15 protein-coding genes are annotated in these 21,536 nt (G+C 51.2%); 7 read left to right on the plus strand and 8 right to left on the minus strand.

The genetic code is table 11. The annotated features are described in order from the left end of the window. The first annotated feature begins 216 nt into the window (after nucleotides 1-216). The 3 genes from JTN23_RS04005 (at nucleotide 217) to JTN23_RS04015 (ending at nucleotide 4,474) form a co-directional block, all read left to right on the plus strand. On the plus strand, nucleotides 217-1,602 hold the full coding sequence (locus JTN23_RS04005) for an ATP-binding protein (RefSeq protein WP_247232563.1): 1,386 nt from the start codon (nucleotides 217-219) through the stop codon (nucleotides 1,600-1,602). Between the two features lie 54 nt (nucleotides 1,603-1,656). Next, nucleotides 1,657-3,318, plus strand: a complete 1,662-nt coding sequence (locus tag JTN23_RS04010) for an NAD(P)/FAD-dependent oxidoreductase (protein ID WP_247232564.1) — start codon at nucleotides 1,657-1,659, stop codon at nucleotides 3,316-3,318. Nucleotides 3,319-3,547: 229 nt separating this feature from the next. Beyond that, a complete protein-coding gene (locus JTN23_RS04015) occupies nucleotides 3,548-4,474 on the plus strand; it encodes a bestrophin family protein (protein ID WP_247232565.1) in 927 nt (308 codons plus the stop codon). Between the two features lie 85 nt (nucleotides 4,475-4,559). On the opposite strand, the gene JTN23_RS04020 is transcribed toward JTN23_RS04015, so the two are convergent. The 5 genes from JTN23_RS04020 to JTN23_RS04040 all read right to left on the minus strand — a co-directional run bounded on the left by JTN23_RS04020 (nucleotide 4,560) and on the right by JTN23_RS04040 (nucleotide 11,932). Continuing rightward, nucleotides 4,560-5,492, minus strand: a complete 933-nt coding sequence (locus JTN23_RS04020) for an alpha/beta fold hydrolase (protein WP_247232566.1) — start codon at nucleotides 5,490-5,492, stop codon at nucleotides 4,560-4,562. Between the two features lie 189 nt (nucleotides 5,493-5,681). Further along, nucleotides 5,682-6,299: a cytochrome c oxidase subunit 3 gene (locus JTN23_RS04025; RefSeq protein WP_247232567.1), complete on the minus strand. Its 618-nt coding sequence runs from the start codon at nucleotides 6,297-6,299 to the stop codon at nucleotides 5,682-5,684. A gap of 127 nt (nucleotides 6,300-6,426) precedes the next feature. Beyond that, a complete protein-coding gene (gene ispE, locus JTN23_RS04030; RefSeq protein ID WP_247232568.1) occupies nucleotides 6,427-7,251 on the minus strand; it encodes a 4-(cytidine 5'-diphospho)-2-C-methyl-D-erythritol kinase in 825 nt (274 codons plus the stop codon). Between the two features lie 96 nt (nucleotides 7,252-7,347). Beyond that, nucleotides 7,348-9,753 carry a carboxypeptidase regulatory-like domain-containing protein gene (locus JTN23_RS04035; protein WP_247232569.1) on the minus strand — a complete coding sequence of 802 codons (2,406 nt, stop codon included), beginning with the start codon at nucleotides 9,751-9,753 and terminating at the stop codon, nucleotides 7,348-7,350. A gap of 721 nt (nucleotides 9,754-10,474) precedes the next feature. Beyond that, nucleotides 10,475-11,932 (minus strand): M28 family peptidase, encoded by a 1,458-nt coding sequence (locus JTN23_RS04040; protein WP_247232571.1) that lies wholly within the window; start codon nucleotides 11,930-11,932, stop codon nucleotides 10,475-10,477. 200 nt (nucleotides 11,933-12,132) lie between these two features. Between JTN23_RS04040 and JTN23_RS04045 the strand changes: the two genes are divergently transcribed. The 3 genes from JTN23_RS04045 to JTN23_RS04055 all read left to right on the plus strand — a co-directional run bounded on the left by JTN23_RS04045 (nucleotide 12,133) and on the right by JTN23_RS04055 (nucleotide 16,927). Next, nucleotides 12,133-14,208, plus strand: coding sequence for a S9 family peptidase (locus JTN23_RS04045; RefSeq protein ID WP_247232573.1), 2,076 nt, complete (start codon nucleotides 12,133-12,135; stop codon nucleotides 14,206-14,208). Between the two features lie 91 nt (nucleotides 14,209-14,299). Continuing rightward, entirely contained in the window at nucleotides 14,300-15,748 is a 1,449-nt protein-coding gene (locus JTN23_RS04050; RefSeq protein ID WP_247232575.1) for an alanine/glycine:cation symporter family protein, read from the plus strand. 114 nt (nucleotides 15,749-15,862) lie between these two features. Beyond that, nucleotides 15,863-16,927 (plus strand): zinc-binding metallopeptidase family protein, encoded by a 1,065-nt coding sequence (locus JTN23_RS04055; RefSeq protein ID WP_247232576.1) that lies wholly within the window; start codon nucleotides 15,863-15,865, stop codon nucleotides 16,925-16,927. 3 nt (nucleotides 16,928-16,930) lie between these two features. On the opposite strand, the gene JTN23_RS04060 is transcribed toward JTN23_RS04055, so the two are convergent. Together JTN23_RS04060 and JTN23_RS04065 are read right to left on the minus strand one after the other, a co-directional pair. Further along, nucleotides 16,931-17,938, minus strand: coding sequence for a glycosyltransferase family 87 protein (locus JTN23_RS04060; protein WP_247232577.1), 1,008 nt, complete (start codon nucleotides 17,936-17,938; stop codon nucleotides 16,931-16,933). 450 nt (nucleotides 17,939-18,388) lie between these two features. Then, the gene (locus tag JTN23_RS04065; protein WP_247232578.1) at nucleotides 18,389-19,159 is read right to left on the minus strand and encodes an MSMEG_1061 family FMN-dependent PPOX-type flavoprotein; all 771 of its coding nucleotides are present in this window, start codon (nucleotides 19,157-19,159) and stop codon (nucleotides 18,389-18,391) included. Nucleotides 19,160-19,214: 55 nt separating this feature from the next. On the opposite strand from JTN23_RS04065, the gene JTN23_RS04070 reads away from it, so the two are divergent. Then, nucleotides 19,215-20,702 (plus strand): xylulokinase, encoded by a 1,488-nt coding sequence (locus JTN23_RS04070; protein ID WP_247232579.1) that lies wholly within the window; start codon nucleotides 19,215-19,217, stop codon nucleotides 20,700-20,702. 55 nt (nucleotides 20,703-20,757) lie between these two features. Here JTN23_RS04070 and JTN23_RS04075 read toward each other — a convergent pair whose 3' ends face one another. Beyond that, nucleotides 20,758-21,339, minus strand: a complete 582-nt coding sequence (locus JTN23_RS04075) for a hypothetical protein (protein WP_247232580.1) — start codon at nucleotides 21,337-21,339, stop codon at nucleotides 20,758-20,760. Nucleotides 21,340-21,536 lie beyond the last annotated feature (197 nt).

A 21,536-nucleotide genomic window follows, 5' to 3' on the forward strand; every position in this document is an offset into this window, starting at 1 on the left:
AATAGTTTAAATAAGTACATTTATAGATACTTATATCCATGTACCGGGAGATATTTAGTAAAAGGCAACGATCCACTAAGGTACCTGTAGCCCTCCCTCTGCCGGAGATTAGAGCTTATGGGCCGGAGGTCTGCTTTATTTACGGCAGAAATACGCTATTTTACCTAACAAAGTAGTTTACTTTTATCTTAATGGAACATCCCGAACTACCTATGTATGGACATTTTACAGGAGCTCATCAAGAACGAAAATCTGGCGACGGTACCGGAGCCACAGTTGCAGTGGCTGGTGGATCAAGGCGAGATTATACATCTGCAGGATGGGGACTATGTTTTCAAGAAAGATGACCCCGTAGACTACCTCTGGATTGTACTGGAGGGGCGAATGCGGCTTTACCATGTCCAGAACAACGAACAGCGCCTGCTCGAAGACAATGGAAAAGGGTATATCGGAGGACTACTTCCCTATTCGCGTTTGAAGACAGCTACCGGCAACGCCATGGCCGTAGGCGATACAACGCTGCTGCGACTACACCGGAGCCAATTCAGAGAAATGATCGAAACGCAGGATGAACTGGTAGAGGTACTGGTGCACCTGATGCTCAATCGGGTCCGTAACTTCACCAAAGTGCAGCAGCAGAACGAAAAAATGATTTCGCTCGGAAAGCTTTCGGCGGGGCTGGCGCATGAGCTCAACAACCCGGCCTCGGCAGTGGTACGCAGTGCTACGGCGCTCAAAAAGCAGCTGGGCATAGTACCCGAAAAGCTGAAAGCTCTGATGTCAATCCAGATGACCAGTGAACAGGTAGATCAGCTAAGTACGGTACTGCTGGACAAGCTGAATGGGGCAGACCAGCGCCAGCTTTCACTGATGGAGAAGTCTGCGCGGGAGGATGAACTGGCCGATTGGCTGGAGGAGCACAACGTGAACAATAGCTTTGAGATAGCCGAAACCCTGGTGGACTATAACTTCACTACCGACGACTTGGACGTGATTGGTACTAGCGTACCGGAGCAGAGCCTGACCCCGGTACTGGACTGGGTCACCAACGTACTGGCCTCCACACGGCTGGTAGGTGAGATAGCGGAAGCCTCCGAACGAATTGCCAACCTCGTCGGATCTATCAAAGAGTACTCCCATATGGACGGCGGGGGAGATAAGAAAAAAGTATCCCTGCGCGATGGGCTGGAAAGTACCCTGCGTATACTGCGGCACAAGCTTAAGAGTAAGAATATATCGGTACAGCTGGATCTGCCTCCGGAGCTGCCGGAACTGTGCGTACGACCGGGGGAGCTGAACCAGGTATGGACCAACCTGATCGACAATGCCATTGATGCCTTACCGGAAGGCGGGAAGATCAACGTGGAGGCGGTTCAGGATCGGGAGTTTGTAACAGTACATGTCATCGACAATGGCAGCGGTATTCCCGAGGATATTACCAGTATGATATTCGATCCGTTTTTTACGACCAAAGAAATAGGCAAAGGCAGCGGACTGGGCCTGGAAATTGTACAGACCATTGTGCAGCAGCACAAAGGGCAGGTGAAGGTACACTCGCAGCCTGGCCGTACCGAGTTCAGCGTGTGTTTGCCTATTGAGTAATGTGCCAGGGGATCATGTACGCTCCCTAAAATCTATACTACCTGAAATTGATTCATGAAGAAACCTATCATACTGGCCGTAGATGACGATGAGCAGGTACTGCGGGCACTCACCCGGGACCTACAGGGCAAATACCGGAAAGACTATAAAATACTAAGTACTGCATCAGCCAACGAAGCCTTAACCACGCTTAAGGAACTGGAAGAGGCTAATGAAGCCGTGGCTCTGCTGATATCGGATCAGCGAATGCCCGAAATGCTGGGAGTGGACTACCTGGTGGAAGCCAGAAAGTACTACCCGGAGGCCAAGCGGGTCCTGCTGACGGCGTATTCGGATACGGACGCAGCCATCAAGGCCATCAACAATGTACGGCTTGACTACTACCTGATGAAGCCGTGGGACCCGCCCGAAGAAAAGATGTTTCCGGTACTGGACGGCATGCTGGAAGATTGGAAGCTTACGTATGTACCCGAGTTTGAAGGTATACGTGTAGCCGGGTACCAGTTTTCGCCCAAGTCACACGAGGTAAAGGATTTCCTGTCGGCTAATCTGTACCCCTACCAGTGGCTAGATCTGGAAACAAACGAAAAGAGCAAGGCGCTGCTGGACAAACACGGGCTGGATGCCAAGGATGCTCCCTATGTATTTCTGGAAGATGGGAGTTACCTGGTACAACCGGACCGACGCCAGATTGCCGAAAAACTGGGTATAAGTCAGGAAACACCTCGTGAACTGTACGATGTGGTCATTATCGGAGCCGGACCGGCGGGCCTCTCGGCGGCTGTCTACGGAGGGTCGGAAGGGCTCAAGACCCTGCTCATCGAAAGAAGGGCGCCGGGGGGACAAGCAGGTACCAGCTCCCGCATTGAAAACTACCTGGGCTTTCCGTCGGGGCTTAGCGGAGCCGAATTGTCACAACGGGCTATCACGCAGGCTACTCGTTTTGGGGTGGATTTCCTGTCACCGGAGGAGGTAGTTGACATCCAGGCCAAAGGCAACTACAAGATACTGACCTTAAGCAGCGGCAACCATATCAACGCCAAAAGCGTGATTATATCTACCGGCGTAGATTACCGTAAGCTTGAGGCTAAAGGGGTGGATAGTTTTACCGGAGCGGGTGTGTATTATGGGGCCGCTACGACCGAAGCCCGGGGCTGTAGTGATCGTCAGGTGTTTGTGGTAGGTGGAGGCAATTCCGCCGGGCAGGGAGCTATGTACCTTTCGCAGTTTGCCACTAAGGTGTACATCGTGATCCATAAGCCGGATCTGACTGCCTCCATGTCCCACTACCTGATCGACCAGATCCATTCTACACCCAATATCGAAATCATCGCGGAATCTGATGTAATAGAGGCCAGAGGAGGTGAGCATCTGGAAGAGCTGGTCATTAAGAATTCCAAAACCGGGGAAGTCCAGACGTACCAGGCCAATGCCCTGTTTATATTTATTGGTGCCCGCCCCTATACTGACTGGATTACATCGGATATGCAGAAAACGGACGATGGCTTTATCATTACGGGCCGTGACCTGGTCAACCGGCCCGACTTCAACCGGATCTGGAAAAAGAAGCGGGAGCCCTACCCACTCGAAACCTGTATTACGGGCATATTTGCAGCGGGCGACGTGCGGGCTGACGCCATGAACCGCGTAGCCTCGGCCGTAGGCGAGGGAGCTATGGCTATCAGCTTTATACATAAGTACCTGGAAGAGGTATAGAGCCAGCAGGTACACCTCATTCCAAACATCCACCTGCGCCTCTGATGGAGGTTGGTGGATGTTTTTGTTTGGATCTATCACTGCGCAGACGTATGGTACTGCCACCCGTACAGTCAGTAATCCGTTCCACGGGAGGCGCAACTGCAGTCCTGGTTTTCTTATTTACTAATTTACTTCTAACTTTCTGCCATTGTACCACATCAGGTTATAAACAGGCTGCTCTACTGCCATGATTGTCTACGAATCCAACAAGAACTTTCTGCGTGACATTACCCACCTTACCCGCAGCTGGACCATGCAGCGGGTCTTACGGGCAGCTCTGGGGGTAGGAGCCGTAACGGCTATGATTACCGTGGCCTTTGAAGAGATCTGGCCCATGGAGATCAATGTACCTTCGAGTATATTCTCTCTGTTGGGTATCGTGCTGAGTATCCTGCTGGTGTTCCGGACCAATACCGCCTACGACCGCTGGTGGGAGGGACGCAAACAGTGGGGAGCCTTGGTCAACAACAGTCGTAACCTGGCCGTATCGGTACAGGCTACTCTGCCCCCGGAAGAGGTCAAAGGCCGTTTTGAGATAGCGGTACTGATCTCCAACTTTAGCATTGTGCTCAAGGAACACCTCAGGAAGGGCGCTCAGGTGGAGGAACTGATTTTTGTGAGTAAGGAAGAGATTGAAAAGTATAAGCAGCGTACCCATGTACCCAGCTACATCGCCAGCCAGATCCACCAGAAGATGCAGGAGTACTACCGCAACGGAACCATTACCGGCACGGACATCCGTAATATGAAGCCTCACCTGCAGGCCCTGCTGGATATCGCCGGAGCGTGCGAGCGTATCAAAAAAACACCCATTCCCTTCTCGTACAGCGTGTACATCAAGCTGTTGATACTGGGGTACTCCCTGATGCTGCCCTTCGGACTGATCCGTGACTTTGGGTACTTTACCATTCCACTGGTCACCTTTATATTCTTTACCTTTATAGGTATCGAAATGATGGCCGCCGAGATCGAAGATCCCTTTGGGTTGGACTGTAATGACCTACCTACGGGGGATATCGCGCATACCATCAGAAACAACGTATTCGAGATTCTGGAAGTAACGCACGTACACCAGCCCGAGCGGGAGGAAAAGCTGTATCAGAAAGTATTCTAATCTGGTCACTAGCCGCTGGGAGAGGAGCTATACTAACAGGCAAACGGGAAGGCCTCAGGCCTTCCCGTTTGTACTTTGTTTATAACTACAATAGTCTTCTTTGTTGCTGCTGAAACAGCCTGACTGTACCAACAAACCAGGCTCCGCTTTCCTGGAAGGGACAGTGGCCTCCTTCGTACAAAGCCGTAGTAGCGTTAGGGAATCGGAATGAGGTATAGTGCTCAGGCCCTACTGCGTAGTCCTTCAGTCCGGCAATGACCAGTACGGGTACTTTGATTTTGGCTGAGAGCGATGTAAAGTCCTGATCGTATTCGGCGTAGTCCCATACCTTGTTGCCGTAGTCAAAGTTGAAAGGGCGGCCGATGTCCAGCGTGATGGAGTCGCTGTGTACCTTGGCTTCGGGCGTGGCAAACATTAGTTTATACCATACCCCCTTCTCACGTAGCTTCCCGTGTACCTTTCCCAGCCGTTCCATCCTGTTAATGGAGGTGTCGGTGTACATTGTATCCGTGAGTCCCAGTTCCTGGATGCCGAAGCTGATGTGGCTGTTGATGGAGTAGGGCAGGTTGAGGGTGCAATTGATATAGATGGATGAGCTAACCCGCTGTGGATAATGGAGCGTGTAGCTGGTCATTAGTATACCGGCAAACGAGTGACCCATCAACGACCATTTTGAATAACCCAGGTAGCGACGTAGTTCTTCCAGGTCTTTCTCAAGCCGCGCCAGTGAGTAGTCACCGTTTCGGGCGCTTTCTGACCGCCCGCTTCCCCGCTGGTCAAAGTAGATCATCTGCATGAATTGCTCTACCTGGCTACCTGCTGATTTTTCGAAGTAGTTGCTGGTGGAGCCGGGGCCTCCGTGGACAAATACACACGGCTTGCCCTGCCCGGCCACCCGGACGTACAACTTTATACTGTCAGAAGTAGTGAAGTAGAACCCTTCGGAGTAGGGACGTGCAAGTACCTGCGATGCAAAGGCCACTAGGGCTACTATACAAGCACCGATGATTTTTTTCATGGCTATTATCTGTTGAAGAATGATGGTTCAAAGATGATAGCCCTTGGTAGCTTACAAAAAAAAGAGTTGCCGGGGTAGCCATTCCGGCTGATGAAGGCACTAAAAAAGGTGACGAAAAGTGGGGCTGTGAAGGATGTATTCATCTCATCACGACCTCCCTTATCGTCACCTCGTTATATTAATTGCTAATTAAGCCGAATGGTGAAACAGAAGAAACAGGAATAGATAGATCCACAGAACATCTACAAAATGCCAATAGGTAGTAATCAGCTTCAGCTTGAGCCGGTTAGGCGGATTGACACTGTACACAAAGGCGTCTATATAAGTCATGTTCTTCATCGACTCCCAGAACGCGATTCCCAGGAAAGCAAGTCCGCCTACTATATGCAGGATATGAAGTCCGGAAAGAAGGTATACAAAAGCACCGGGTGCACTTTCCTGCATTCCTATGCCCTGCTCGATCATCTGAAACCATCCCCAGACCTGCATCAACACAAAGGCAACGCCCAGCGTTAGGGTAGATCCAAGACAGGCCCGATAAATTGGAAATTTTTCGCGTTGAAAAGCACGGTGCGCTTCGTGCATGGTAACACTACTCAGCAGGATGGCAAAGGTACTGATCCAGAATACTCCCGGCAACGTTACCTGCTGCCAGTCAGGCCCTACTTTACGTATGATATACATAGCCAGTAGGGTAGTGAATATTAAAACACTTCCTCCTATACCCAGCCACAGCATGAATTGAAGTGGTTCGCGTCGCTTGGTGAAAGGATTCTCCGGGCTTCGGGTCGTTGGTTTTATAGGCATGATTCGTAAAAGCTTTCGATGGTCGGCATACAGTTAAAAACGAAAAAATAATTTTTTCTAATGTAAAAAAGCATGCCTACCTTTTCCTTATAACTACAATTCAACTCAATTTATACTTCTTTCAGAATCAGGATAGTTCTCCTTGCCAAACGGCGTAGTGGTTAAAATTGTTCGAGAAATCGGGCTCATTCCCAAAAATTCCATAGACTGTGGAGCCGGAACCACTCATGCTGGCATATAATGCCCCCAACTCGTATAGCTGATCTTTAAGGGCAGGCAATTCGGGATATTTTAGGAACAGCGACGCTTCAAAATCATTTACTACAGTAGTACGCCATTCGTGGATGGGCTGTTGCAGGAGCTGCCGCAGGTCAGTAGCCGGCTGGGCTGGTCTGACGCCTGCGTAAGCCTCGGCGGTAGAAATGTGCAGCCCCGGATTGACCAGCACGATCCACTTACCCGCAAGCCGCAGGTCTATCTCCTCAAACTGATCGCCCTTGCCGTAGCAGTACCTGGGCTGGTTCTCGATAAAAAAGGCACAGTCGCTGCCGAGGGTACGGGCGTAGTCCTGCTGCTGGGTGGTAGTGAGCTGCAGACCGAAAAGCTCGTTCAGGGCCCGGATAGTGAAAGCGGCATCTGCCGATCCGCCGCCGAGCCCGGCTCCGATGGGAATGGCCTTGAGCAGGTGTATATCTACGGGAGGTAGTGAATAATCACGTGCTAGCAGATGATAGGCTTTTACGCATAAGTTGCTGAAGGCGGTCTCCGGAGTGGTAGCTCCCGGAATGGGCAGCCCCGATGACTGGAAAGAAAGGCGCTCTGCCGGACGGATCTCGAGGGCATCAGACCAGCCGACGGGGTAGAAGCACGATTCGATATTGTGAAATCCGTCGGAGCGTTTTTCGGTGATGTGGAGGCCAATGTTGATTTTGGCATTGGGAAATACAACCATTCGTACGATATATGTTTCTGCACAAATATCGAAAAATATACGAAAGCCCTTCTCACTAGTGAGAAGGGCTTTCCTGAAACGGTAGTCTGAAAGGTTCTAACGGATAAAAAGTACTTTGAACTCCGTTCGTCGGTTGCGCTGGTGCTCCTCTTGGGTACATAGTACACCGTCCTTACACTGATTGATCAGGCTTGATTCACCGTAGCCTTTGGAGGTCATGCGGTTGCGCGCTATGCCTTTCGAGGCCATGTAGTTAAGAGCGGCCCGCGCGCGTCGCTCCGACAGGTACTGGTTAAACTGAGCGTTGCCCTGGCTGTCGGTGTGCGAGCCTATCTCTATGCGTAGCGAGGGGTACTTACGCATGGTAGCTACCATTTTGTCGAGTTCGCGGGCGGCATCGGGTCTGATTTCCCATTTGCCCGAGTCATAGTAGATATTATCCAGCGTCACTACATCCCCTACCTTCAGCATTTTCAGGTCAGCCGCCACCAACTTCGACTCCGACTTCTCCGTGATCTTCCTGATAGAGCTCCTGTTGGTACCATAGCTGGGCTTGGAGGCTTCCATCTGGTACTCGCATCCTTCTTTCAATCCAAACTCAAAACGTCCGTCAGGGCCCGTCACTGTTTGCTTGGTAGTACCATCACACTTGTTGCGTAGTATGATCTTGACGCCCTCAATGGGTTTCTTATCCGTTTCGCCGGTAACCGTTCCGCGCAGAGTAGGAGTAGTTACTTTGTCATTGGTATAGCCCCCCGACATACTGGCGGGCAGTGCTTCGACCGCATCAGACTGGTACGGCAGGAGGGAGTACTCCAGCCGGGTAGACTTATCATCCGTAAATCCTGTAGTAGTAAAGCCTATAGTACCCGCCAGGTAGCCTTCGTGTGTTACCTCAAACATAAAGTTGCTATTGGCATTGAGGCAGACGTTGACTTCACCATTGGCATTTGTAAATAACTCCTGCTGGTCGTGCCCCTCACCTTTGGCATTAATCACTACCATGGCACTGTCGAGCGGTGCGAAGGTACTTTCATCTATAATCCGTATGGTAAGGTTACGACAACCGTTGAGGGTGCTTTCCTGCACAAACCGGAAGATGTCGTCGTCGCCGCGCAGGCGGTTGCTGCTCAGGTAGCCCGTACTGCGGTTGCCATCCGTAATTAGGCCAAAGTCGTCCGCGGGAGAGTTGAGAGGAGCTTCCAGATGAACAACCGGTCCTGCCACGTTGCCATTCAGCATGGGTACATAGTAGATGTCAAGGCCGCCCAGTCCGGGTTTGCGACCATTGGAAGCAAAGTACAGGTTTCCGTTTTCATCCACAAACGGAAACATTTCATCCCGGCCGGTATTAATCTGCTTACCCAGGCTCTGCGGCTTCGACCAAGCGTTCTTCTCCCAACGTGATACATAGAGGTCAGTACCTCCCAGTCCTCCGGGGCGGTCAGAGGCAAAAAATAAGAGTTTTCCATCCCGGCTAAGAGCAGGATGGCCGGTAGAGTACTCATCGTGGTTAAACGGAAGCTCCTGTACATCCGACCAGCCCCCGTCTTTGAGGGTAGCGGAATACAGCTTGAGCTTGGTTACGTTATCGCTGCTCTTTCGGGACCGGCCATTGCTGTAGTTATTCCGGGTAAAGATAATCTGGCTGCCATCTGCCGAGAAGGTCACCGGGCCCTCATGGTACTTGGAGTTTAAGTCTTTACTGAATTGCTCCACCGTAGCGCCGGTGCTGGCTACGGGTTTTTTGAGGTCTAAGCCTTCCGAAAACTCAATGGGTGCATAAGTACCTACTGTGCGGGAGTCGTTGGAAGTGGAACGGGTGTAGTTGTCACGGCCCAGCAAGCGCCCGCTGGTACCGGTTGAGGCCCCGCTAATGGTCAGAGGCTTTTCTTTTCCATCGGCCCCCAGCAGGCTCACCGCCTGCAGGTCGGTCCGGCGGGGCATGTAGTATAGGTCCAGGTAGCCCTTATTGTTGGTAGAGGCTCCTCCGGCTCCGCGACCTGCTATATAGACCAGTCCGTCCCGGAAATAAGCCGGACTAAACTCCGAGCCGGTGGAGTTGATATTGAGATTCTCGAGCCGGTAGGTAGCTTTTTGGGCTCCACCCGCTACACGGGTCCCGGTACCGCTGCTTGTAGTTAGTTTATCCTTTTGTTCCTGATATACCGTATATACCTTCTGGGCCTCGTCGAGCTTTCCGTTGTAGCCCAGTACCTGCGCATAGTACAGGTAAGCCTGCTGGTACTTAGGGCCGGGCTCACCTGACTCCAGAAACTGCCGGAACACCGTCTCCGCTTTGGGCATATCTCCCACTTCCTTGTAAGCATAGCCCAGGTTGTACAGGACCTCCCTGCGATCTTCAGTAGCTAATGAATCATTACGCAGGAGTTGTACATAGTCGTTGATAGCGCGACCATATAACTGTGAAAAAAAACTCCGGTCAGCCTGCTGTTTCTGACGGTTGATCTGTGCGTGTACTTCCCCTCCTCCTAACAGCATACAAACCAGCAACACCCAGCACAGGGGCTTTCTCAGGCAATAATATGCATAGTAATATAGAGGCATAAATTAGTAAGGTGTCGAATATATTTATTCTGATAGATTTTAGATCGGACTTGTAAAGGGGCTATCTTTAAGATGCACCGGGGAGCTGTACGATCTGTCGGAACAAGGTTCGCTGCGAATATAGGCGAATCAGCCAATTAGTGGTGAATGAGAACGAAGAAGTGTATAAGGACCAGGAGGATGAACTGCTTCGGCTAACCATCATCAACGGGAGGAATAAGCTCCTGATGCAGCCGGTGAGTACCTCATGGGCTGTCAGAAAAGGTAATCTATGGGTTGATTGCGAATGTGTGTTCATAAGGTTACGGTACTGGGAGTTACTCCTGATCAGCGACGTATTTCTGTATAGTGGTATGCATGCCGAACGAAATCCATGCCAATACCACCCGGGTTACTGCTTAGTGGATATAGTTATACGCAATATTTGATTTTTTATAAATGGTAACAGGAGGGCTTCATGTTAACCATAGCAGAGGTAGTCATCTTTATAGCCGCACAAATCATGCCACCCTGTAGCAAAGGGCCTCTTTAAGGGATAGTAGTTAGTAATGAGTAGTATAAGCCATTCATATACAAAGGGCAGCTACCGGTTGGATCACCCAGCAGTAGCTGCCCTTTCTGAGTAGATGCTAGTACTCAATGATGAGCGGCTCTACTACCAGCGCCACTCCTGACCCAGCACGAGCTCCTGCTTGAGCCCCTGGGCAATCAGGTAATCGCGGGTTTCCTGGGGGTTGAGGCGCTTAGCCGGAAGAGTATTGGCTGTAGCCAGTGCGTACAGGTACATGGAAGCGATGCGTACTGTATTTTCCAGTTGCTGTTTGTCCACCAGATCAAAGCTATCGCAGTCGGCGTGGTAGCATTGTAGTACCGACGGCGACAGTGAACCTGACAGTCCGGCTACTGGTATACCTTCGAGCATGAAGGGCTGGTGGTCGCTGTGCAGTCCGGCGCGGTTGAGGTACTGATTGGGGTAGCTTTCGTGAACTTTGGTGATAGCGGTACCTACACGCTGGAAAAACTCGCCCATGTCATCGCGGCCAAAGGCATTGATCCCTTTAGGATCGTTGGTCATATCCAGGTTCATCATGTAGCGTACCTTGGCCGTTTCGCCGGTACGATTCAGCTCGCGCACAAAGTGCTTGGAGCCCAGCAGGCCCTGCTCTTCGCCCATAAACATCACAAATTGGATGGTACGATCAGGTTTTACTTTGAGGGCTCTAAAGGTACGGGCTATATCCAGTACCGCGAAAGAACCAATTCCGTTATCAATAGCTCCGGTCGACAGGTCCCATGAGTCGAGGTGACCGCCAATAACTACTTTCTCGCTGGACTTACCTTTCAGCGTAGCTATCACGTTACGGGCCTTGATGGTCTTGGAGAAGTTGCGCATGTCGATGTGGGCTTCCAGAGGGCCTTCTTCCTGCATCCAGGCGCGGAGTTCGCGGCCGCTGTCGTTAGAGATAGACACCGCAGGTATGGGTATGAGTTCGCCCGTTACGGAGGCAGTACCCGTCAGCAAGATCTTGCCCGGGGCCTGATTGACCATGATAATACCGTTGGCACCGTACTTGATCGCCAATGCGGTTTTCTCGGAGCGGTGCAGGTTTTTCTTGTCCGTTACACCTACCAGGCCTATGTTAGCCAGGGCTACCTTACCTTTTACTTTATCTTTAAGTGCTTCAAAATCTTCCTCCAGACCATTACCTACGTCTATGATCTGGCCCTTGAGTGAGGCCTCTACGGGTGAATGCGCCAGAGCCACTACGGCTACATCACGAAAATTGTCGCTGCTTTTGGGTACTACGCTCAGGGTGACGGTGTCACGCATCCAGGTAACCACCTCAAACGGCTGGTACTTTACATCGCTGAATCCGTAGCTCTTCAGGAGGTTATAGGCGTATTCCTCAGCCTTGCGACCATTGTTACTCCCCGTCAGACGGTGCCCGATGCGTTGAGTGGCCTCACCCAAAGTGTGGTATGCTTTGCTGTTTTTTCGTACTTCCGTATCAATCCGGGTGAAAGCTCTTTCCCATTCGTTGTCTTCGGTACGGAAGGCGACTAGCACAACGCATAAGCTACCGGCAACGGCAGCTAACAATCGTTTTTTCATGATTAGTAAATCAATCGACAAGTTCAGGTAACTTACTATGGTATAGACTGGTTGTTAAACAAAGAAAAGTAGCTAAGAGTGCCTTATTCAACGTGGGTCGGGGCTGGAAAGTACAATTGCGAAACTAAATTAGGTAAGATTTTTATTTATTGTATATCCCAACGAACCAAAACTGACAGAAACCCCGGAAAAATTATACCATGACTTACTTCAACACTAGCCCTGCACCTCCACAAGCTTCTAAGATAGAAAAGGTTATGACCCTTCACGACGATACGCGCACCGATGCCTACTATTGGCTGCGCGAGCGTGAGAATCCGGAGGTAGTGGCCCATCTCGAGGCCGAAAACCGGTATACCGAGGAGGTACTGGCTCCACTGAAAACCTTTCGGGAGAATTTATTTCAGGAGATGAAAGGGCGCATCAAAGAAAAAGATGAGTCAGTGCCCGTTCGGGATGGCAACTACTGGTACTACTCACGCTTCGAAGAAGGAGCCGAGTACCCCTACTACTGCCGCAAGTACCAGAGCCTTGACGCTCCCGAAGAGATTATGCTGGACCTCAACCAGCAGGCCGCCGGGCAAGGGTACTACCAGGCTACGTTCCCCGAGATCAGTGACGACGAGACCATCGCAGCCATTGGTGAAGATACCGTTAGTCGCCGATTATTTACGCTGCGCTTTCGCAACCTCACTACCGGTGAGTGGTACCCGGATGTGATACCCAACACCGAAGGCGGCCACTACGCCTGGGCGGCTGATAACAGAACCCTATTTTATATCCGTAAAGACGTAGATACCCTGCTGGGCTACCAGATATGGCGGCACGAGTTGGGTACCGATGTGCGCGACGACGTATTGCTGTACGAAGAGGCCGACGACCAGTACTACCTGGGCCTGTACCGGATGAAGTCCAAGAAGTACATAGCCCTGGTGGCTGACCATAATGGCGTGGCTACCGAGTACCACCTGCTACGGGCCGACCAGCCAACGGGTGCCTTCGAGGTAGCTATACCGCGTCGGCGCGGACACGAGTACTCTCTGGAGCACTACCAGGATACTTTTTATATCGTAACGAACTATAACGAATCCGAAAACTTCAAGCTCGTCAAAGCCCCTGAGGACAAGATCAGCGATACGGAGCAGTGGCAGGAGGTACTCCCGCACCGGCCCGACGTATACCTGGAAGGCATAGAGGTGTTCCGCAAGTACCTGGTGGTACAGGAGCGCAAGGAAGGGTTGCTGCATATCCGTATAATGGACCAGCAGTTGGGTGAAGAGCATTACCTCGACTTCGGCGAGTCGGCCTACACGGCCTACGTAGCCGGTAATCCGGATTTTGATACAGAGGTACTGCGCTACGGCTATACCTCCCTCACTACTCCCAACTCTACCTACGACTATGACATGGAGAGCCGGACCAAGACCCTGCTCAAAGAGCAGGAGGTAGTAGGAGACTTTGATAAGAGCAACTACGTGACCGAGCGCCTGTATGCTACCGCCCGCGATGGCGCCCGGGTACCCATCTCCATCGTATACCGCAAAGACTTTGTACGTGACGGGCAGGGACCTATCCTTCAGTACGCCTACGGCTCTTACGGCTCCTCCATGGACCCTATGTTCAGTTCGGCCCGTCTGAGTCTGCTCGACAGGGGCTTTGCCTTTGCCATCTGCCACATCCGGGGCGGGCAGGAAATGGGCCGCGCCTGGTACGAAAATGGTCGCCTGCTGCGTAAGATGAATACCTTCTACGACTTTATCGACTGCTCACAGTACCTGATCAGCGAAGGGTGGACCTCGCCCGAAGGCCTCTTTGCCATGGGCGGCAGCGCCGGAGGCTTGCTGATGGGTGCCGTGGCTAACCTAGCCCCCGAGTTGTACAAAGGCATGGTAGCGCAGGTACCCTTCGTGGATGTAGTTACTACCATGCTCGACGAAACCATCCCGCTCACCACCGGCGAGTACGAAGAGTGGGGCAACCCCAATGAGAAGCCCTTCTATGATATCATGAAGTCGTACTCACCCTACGACAATGTAACGGCACAAGTGTACCCGCACATGCTGGTCACGACGGGCTTTCATGATTCGCAGGTACAGTACTGGGAGCCGGCCAAATGGGTAGCCAAGCTACGAGAGCTAAAAACGGACGACCACCTGATCCTGATGCACTGTGATATGGAAACGGGCCACGGTGGCGCGTCGGGACGCTTCAAGCGCCTGCACGACATCGCTCTGGAGTATGCGTTTGTTCTGGCTATGGCCGGAAAGGCAGAGTAGTGGTTAGTGAAAACGATCTGTTAGAAGCAGGTATGTAATTTTATAACAAAGGGGGATGATCCTTGGAAATCTTCTGAGTATAACTTTTTTGATGGAAGAATTAATCAATGCAATCAATGGAATAATCTGGAGCAATGCCCTGATTATTTTGTGTCTGGGAACAGGGATCTACTTTTCGGTACTTACGCGTTTTTTACAGCTTCGCTATGTGCGACAAATGGTGAAGCTCTTATTCGGAGGGAAGTCTTCACAGAAAGGAGTAAGCTCTTTTCAGGCCTTTTCGCTGGCCGTGGCGGGTCGGGTAGGTACCGGTAATATAGCCGGCGTGGCTACGGCCATTGCCATGGGTGGACCTGGGTCTATATTCTGGATGTGGATCGTGGCTTTCCTGGGTAGTGCCTCTGCTTTTGTGGAGTCCGTACTGGCTCAGATCTACAAAGAAGTTAAGGATGGACAGTACCGGGGCGGCCCAGCTTTCTACATCGACAAGGGGTTGGGCATCAAGTGGTACGCTACCCTATTTGCCGTCGTGACGGCGGTTAGCTCAACGGCCTTCTTTCCCGGAGTCCAGAGCAATACCATTGCTTCCAGTATAGAAAATGCCTTTAATATACCCGCTCTCTATACGGGAATAGCGGTTACTCTCCTGATCGCGCTGATTATCTTCGGGGGGGTAAAGCGGATCAGCAAAACGGCGGAGATCATAGTACCCTTTATGGCCATTGCTTACATCCTGATGGCAGTAGCTATCATCCTGATGAATATTAGTGAGGTACCCGACGTATTCGGTCTGATTTTTCGTTCTGCTTTTGATGTGGAGCCTGCCTTTGCGGGCGTGTTTGGTATGGCCATTTCGTGGGGCGTCAAGCGGGGCATCTACTCCAATGAGGCAGGTTTGGGCACGGCCCCACACGCCGCTGCCGCTGCAGAGGCCTCTCATCCGGTCAAGCAGGGGCTGATCCAGGCCTTTTCGGTGTACATTGATACCTTATTTGTATGTACCGCTACCGCTCTTATGATCCTCTTCACGGGTCAGTACAATGTGGTAAATCCCGAAGGAGGCTTTCTGGTAGAGAACATGGCCGGAGTACCCGCCGGAACCGGCTATACACAAAATGCCGTCAGTATTCACTTCCCCAGCCTGGGGCCGGGCTTTATTGCGGTATCACTATTTCTCTTTGCGCTAACTACCATCGTAGCCTACTACTACATTGCCGAAACCAACCTGAGCTTTCTGGTAAAGGAGGGAAATATGGGGTGGAAGCTGTTGGTACTGCGCCTGCTGCTGCTGGTAGCGGTGTTCTACGGCTCTATCAAGACCGCCGAGGCGGCCTGGGCGCTGGGTGATATGGGGGTAGGTCTGGTAGCCTGGTTGAATATCATTGCTATCATCCTGCTGCGCAAACCCGCTTTGCTCGCTCTTAAAGATTACCAGAACCAGCTGAAAGCAGGCGTAGAGCCCGTGTTCGATCCGGAGCGGCTGGGCATTAAGGGCTCGGTAGAGTGGACTACCATAGAGAAAGAAGAACGTACCATATAGCTTTGCGCCAATACAGCAGATAGCTTCATGATCCTCCCGTAAACATATGCGGGTAAGTCTTGTTTAATGGCAGATGTGATCTTACATCTGCCATTTTTTATTAATTAGATCAGGATGAAAACATTTCACTGTACGTGCGGCAATAAGCTATTTTATGAGAATTCGGTATGCCTGTCCTGTAAGCGGGAGGTAGGCTGGTGCCCGGTTTGTAAAGGTATGCACGCCATGGAACCCGACGGAACGGGCGGCTACCGATGCACCAACCCCGAGTGCGAGTCCAGAGTAGTGAAATGCTTCAACTACGCTACCCAATACGTCTGCAACCGCATGGTCGAAAACCCCGGTCAGCTACCAACGCAGCTACCCTTGTGTGATTACTGCCAGCTCACGGAGACCATCCCCGACCTGTCGGTGGAGGGGAACCGGGCCAAATGGTACGAACTGGAAGTAGCCAAGAGGCGCCTTTTGTACCAGCTGGACCAGTTAGGTCTGCCTTATAGCCAGCCTATCGAACTGCCCCTGTCCTTTGACTTTAAGGAGGATATTGAGCCCGTTAAGCAGGGAAAGGTCATCGTCAGAAAAGGCGAAAGGGTATTTACCGGACACGCCGATGGCAAGATCACCATCAATCTCCGGGAAGCCGATCCGGTGGAGCGTGAAAAGCAGCGCGTATCCTTTGGCGAAACCCAGCGTACTCTTATCGGGCATTTCCGGCACGAAATCGGCCACTACTACTGGCAGCTACTGGTGCAGGATAAAGATGAAAAAGCCTATAAAGCCATCTTCGGCGATCATGAATCACCTACCTACAGCGAAGCGTTGGACCAGTACTACAAAAACGGACCTAAGCCCAACTGGCAGGAAAGCTACATCAGTGCCTATGCCACCATGCACTCCTGGGAGGACTTTGCCGAAACCTGGGGGGCCTACCTGGATATGATTGCCGTGCTGGATACGGCCGATAATACCGAACTGCTGGAGCTACCCGGTGAGGACCTGCAGAGTACGCAACTGGACGAATTACTAGCCCGCTGTGTAGACCTGAGCATCAGGGTCAATGAGGTAAACCGCTCCATGGGCCTCCCCGACCTACTCCCCGAAACATTCACGCCCCCGGTGGTAGAGAAGCTGCAGTACATCCACCGGTTGATCAAGAAAGGGCGAAAGAAGAGCAAGTGATAGCTATGACTCCGCTGTCTGAAGCGGGGAGTGTTCTGGATGGGCTCTTTCTGCTAAAAGGTCTTTTCTCAGGACTACCATGTCATAGACTACTTTTACCCATACCATAATACAGGGGAAGCCTTTGAGAGCGTAAGGTATTACAAACTCTTCACGCAGGTATCTGGGAAAAATGTCGGTAGGAGACAGCGTAGTCAGTACAAAGGCACAAGCGAATAGTATACTAGTCAGCGTGTCCTTTTTAGCAGCAACAAACCACAAGGCCACCCCCGTCATAGCGATAATGAACGTGGGCGATTCTGCTTTGTGATTAAATATCACGATCCAGATCAGAACAGAGCAGAGAGCCAGGTACCTGAAAGTATAGTTCTGGTATTCACGGTACCGGATCAGGGGAAGCAGGAACAGGAGTACCCCCGCTAAAACGACAAGATTCTTGTTTACCTCCAGCGTAAACCAGCTATTCAGCCAGCCCATTACCGAGTATCCGTGCGAGCTGGAGTGGTCGTGGGATAGCATATTCCAATAGCTCTGGAAGAGCCTGGTGTACTGCTCGTAGCTTACAAAGAGCAGCGGAATCAGGAAGAGAATAAAGGTCCATAGTGCTGTGTACAGAGCCAGCTTACCCTTTTTGGGATAGAAGAGGAACAGCGCAAATCCGACTATTCCGAAGAGTTTGATGAAGGCCGAAAAAAGGATGCACAAGGTAGCCCACAGGTACTTTTTGTCTTCTAGTAGGGCGAAGGACATAACCAGTAGCCCCGCTATCAATCCATTTGACTGCGCATTCTGAATGGATGTCAGTAACTCAACCAAGACAATCACTAGTACCAGCCCCTTTTCAACGTCACGTAAGTGAGGTAAGCGATAGACAGCAAAGAGCAGAACCAGAGCATTCACCAGATTCCACAGGCTCAGGCCCACCCAATCCGGAAACAGGGCAAATAGGCCAAACAGGGCGGAGAAGGTAGGAGTGTACTTATATAGGTCCCATTGTTCTTCGGGGTACAAGATATATAAGTCCTGATTGTTTAGTAGGTGGTAAAACGACCGCTCAAAGATCCTGTAATTGTTGTACTGGGTATATTGAATGCCACTATCATCAAATGTTTTAGTCCCGGACAGCAGGCCTTGTATACTTGCGGCCAGGGCAATAATAATGTACAGTATGAGAAGATTGCGTCGGTTTGATAAAGCTTTTGTAGCCCGTTCTTTCATTCTACCTTTTTATAATCCTCTTCGTTAGTACTACATTGAAGTACCAGGAAGAGCATGTGGATAGTGCTCTTTTTCTGCTCAAAGCTATCCAGGTAGGGCGTAATGTCTTAGTTAAATGGTTGAATTTTATCTACCGGTAGTTACTGTTCGATCAATGTTGAAAGCTAAAGAGGGCGTGGTAGTACCAGTATTACGTAGATACTAGGTAAGGAGCACACTGGATATGGCTGGAAAAAACGGCTCCTAGTACAGGCGTTTCTCATAGCTTTCCTTCAAGCCCATAGCGATTTGTGCTTCTGTAAGTTTTGGATCTTTTATGTGGGCTGCAAGAATAGAGGCCGGTTTGGGAAGAAGATCTTTTTCGAGCCAGTTGAAAGGGTCCCAAAGCAGGGAGCGTTTAAACGACTTGGCACAATGGATATAACATTCTTCTACGTCTATACCTATACCAACGGTGGGAATATTACCATTGGATTCGAGCAGCTCCATGATCCCCTTATCCTTGATAACTTTTGCTCTTCCATTGATTCTTAAGGTCTCTTCGAGTCCCGGGATTATAAATATCAAACCTACTTGTGGGTTATCTATGATATTTCCCAATGTATCAAATCTCTTATTTCCGGGCCGCTCAGGTATGACCAGCCTTTTTTCGTCCAGTACCAATACAAACCCCGCTTTATCTCCGCGTGGAGAAACATCACAATGTCCAGATGAGTCACTCGTTGCAACGAATAGCATAGGAGACTTCGAGATAAATTCCTGACAGTGCTTATCAATGAAGTGTATCACCTTATTCCTGACGGTCTCACTAGGTACTCCGAGTAAGGAATGTAGTTCCTCTCTGGAAGCTATCACATCTTCAAACTTATCTGCTTTCATGTCCTTCTCCATTAATTCGAGGTTGTCCTGACTTATCTTCTTCAAAAATAAAGTAATAACTACTAAATCCAAGATGGTAAGAGAGCCTGCTACCTTATGACTGTTATTCCACTTACTCCCATTCTCTGTTTGCATTATCTCCCGCCAGGTTTGTACATTTGCTCTCCATGTTCCTATAATCCCCATTACTATGTACTTTATTGGTTTTGACGTTGGTAGCTCGTCCGTAAAAGCCTGCCTCCTCGATGCTGACACGGGAACAACCGTGGCTTCGGCTTTCTTTCCTGAGACCGAAATGGCTCTGTCGTCACCCCAGCCCGGATTTGCCGAGCAGCACCCCGATCAGTGGTGGAAAAATGCCTGCCTGGCTTCGCAGGCCGTGATGCAGAAGGCCCTGGTGCCGGCCGATGAGGTAAAAGCCATTGGTATATCGTACCAGATGCACGGTCTGGTGGTAGTGGATAAGGATATGAACGTACTGCGCCCCTCCATTATCTGGTGTGACAGCCGGGCGGTGGGTATAGGCAATAAGGCGTTTCAGGAGCTGGGCGCGGATGTAGTACTACCGCATCTGCTCAATTCCCCCGGTAACTTTACGGCTTCCAAGCTGGCCTGGGTGAAAGAAAACGAGCCGGACGTCTTCGCCAAAGTCTATAAGTTTATGCTACCCGGCGACTACCTGGCGGCCCGCATGACCGGTGAGGTCGTGACTACACCATCCGGTCTGTCGGAGGGAGTACTCTGGGATTTTCTGGATGAGCAACCCGCTGGCTTCCTGCTGGACTACTTCGGGTTCAGTACCGATATGATTCCTACCGTAGTACCTACCTTCAGCAACCAGGGAGAGCTTACTGCCGAGGCAGCCGAAGCGCTGGGTCTGGCAGCGGGTACTCCCGTTTCATACCGGGCCGGTGATCAGCCTAACAATGCCTTCTCGCTCAATGTACTCGAGCCCGGTGAGGTGGCCGCTACGGCGGGTACTTCGGGCGTGGTGTACGGAGTAAGCGACCAGACCAAATATGACGCCAAGTCACGGGTGAATACCTTCCTGCACGTCAACCACATGCTGGGTAGCCCGCGCTACGGGGTACTTCTGTGCGTCAATGGTACCGGTATCCTCAATAGCTGGCTCCGCAATACGTTGCTGCAGGGTACTATCTCGTACTCTAAGATGAACGAACTGGCCGCTCAGGCACCCATCGGAGCGGACGGACTGGTATGTCTGCCTTTTGGGAACGGAGCTGAGCGTGAGCTGGAAAATCAGGATCTTGGCGCTGCCTTCCGCGGGCTGCAGTTCAACCGTCACGGCATGAACCACTGGATCCGGGCGTCGCAGGAAGGCATCGTATTTGCGCTGTACTACGGTATGCGTGTGATGGAAACCCTGGGCGTGTCGCTGAAGCGGGTACGGGCCGGTGAGGCCAATATGTTCCTGAGCCCGATCTTCCGCGACACCTTTGCCAATGTATCGGGAGCTACCATAGAACTATACAATACCGACGGAGCCCAGGGCGCTGCCCGGGCGGCTGGTCTGGGTGTAGGCTACTACAAGAGCCGCGAAGATGCCTTCACCGGACTTACCGCTGTACAGACCATTGAGCCTGATGCGGCCCGGCAGGCAGCTACCCAGGAGGCATACGCCCGCTGGACAGCCGCTCTGGAAGAAGGTAAGAAATAAAAAAGAGAGGCAGCTCCCGGGCTGCCTCTCTTGCTATATAGTCTTTCTACTTCTGCTAGTCCAGCTTCTTGACGTCGATCTTACGGATCACGTCTTTCTTATTGAAAAGGATCCGCCATACCGCAAAAGGTACATTCTGCTGATTGAAGCAGCTCTTGCTGATGATGTTATCGGCCGGAACGGGTGAGTTGTACACAAATAGCGTGTCGTTGAGGCGCTGTACGTTAGCCGACTGAGGTAGATTCTTTTCGGCGTTGTAGAGGTAGGCGTCGAGCAGCTCACGCTCCTTGGCACTGAAGGCCGGATTCTGCACATCGGCCGAGCCCAGTAGCTGTACCTGTACGCCATACTCTTTGTTCAGAGCGGCCAGGGCAGGTAGCTGCTGGAAGTTGCTGCCACACAGTTCAGCGGCTTTTTCGGGGTTCTTGGTAATTGACTCCGTCAGCGTTTTCTGTGAAATAGCAGCAATCTGACGCCCCCACTGGTCAATGGTAGATATCAGCTGCACGTCGGTCACCCGCTTGATTTTGGAGTTCCGGATTTCGTCAGACAATTCTTTGGTGCCACCCACGCGGTTCTCAACGTTGCAGCTCAGGGTGCCTAGTAGCAGTAGTAGTATATAGATGTAACGGGTCATAGAGGTACATGTAAGAAGTAAAGCCGGTGTAAATCTCGTAAACGAAACGATATATATCCTAATGGAGTTCATATAGTATATCGGTACCAGCACAGGTACATCACTCTAAATTACGTATCTTTGCGGTGCCGCCGAGGTAGTCCCACTAAGGCAGGGCACCTGGGTGACCCACCTGATAAACAGGAAAATGATAGTTA

The organism is Telluribacter roseus (assembly GCF_017355915.2).
Lineage (GTDB): Bacteria > Bacteroidota > Bacteroidia > Cytophagales > Spirosomataceae > Telluribacter.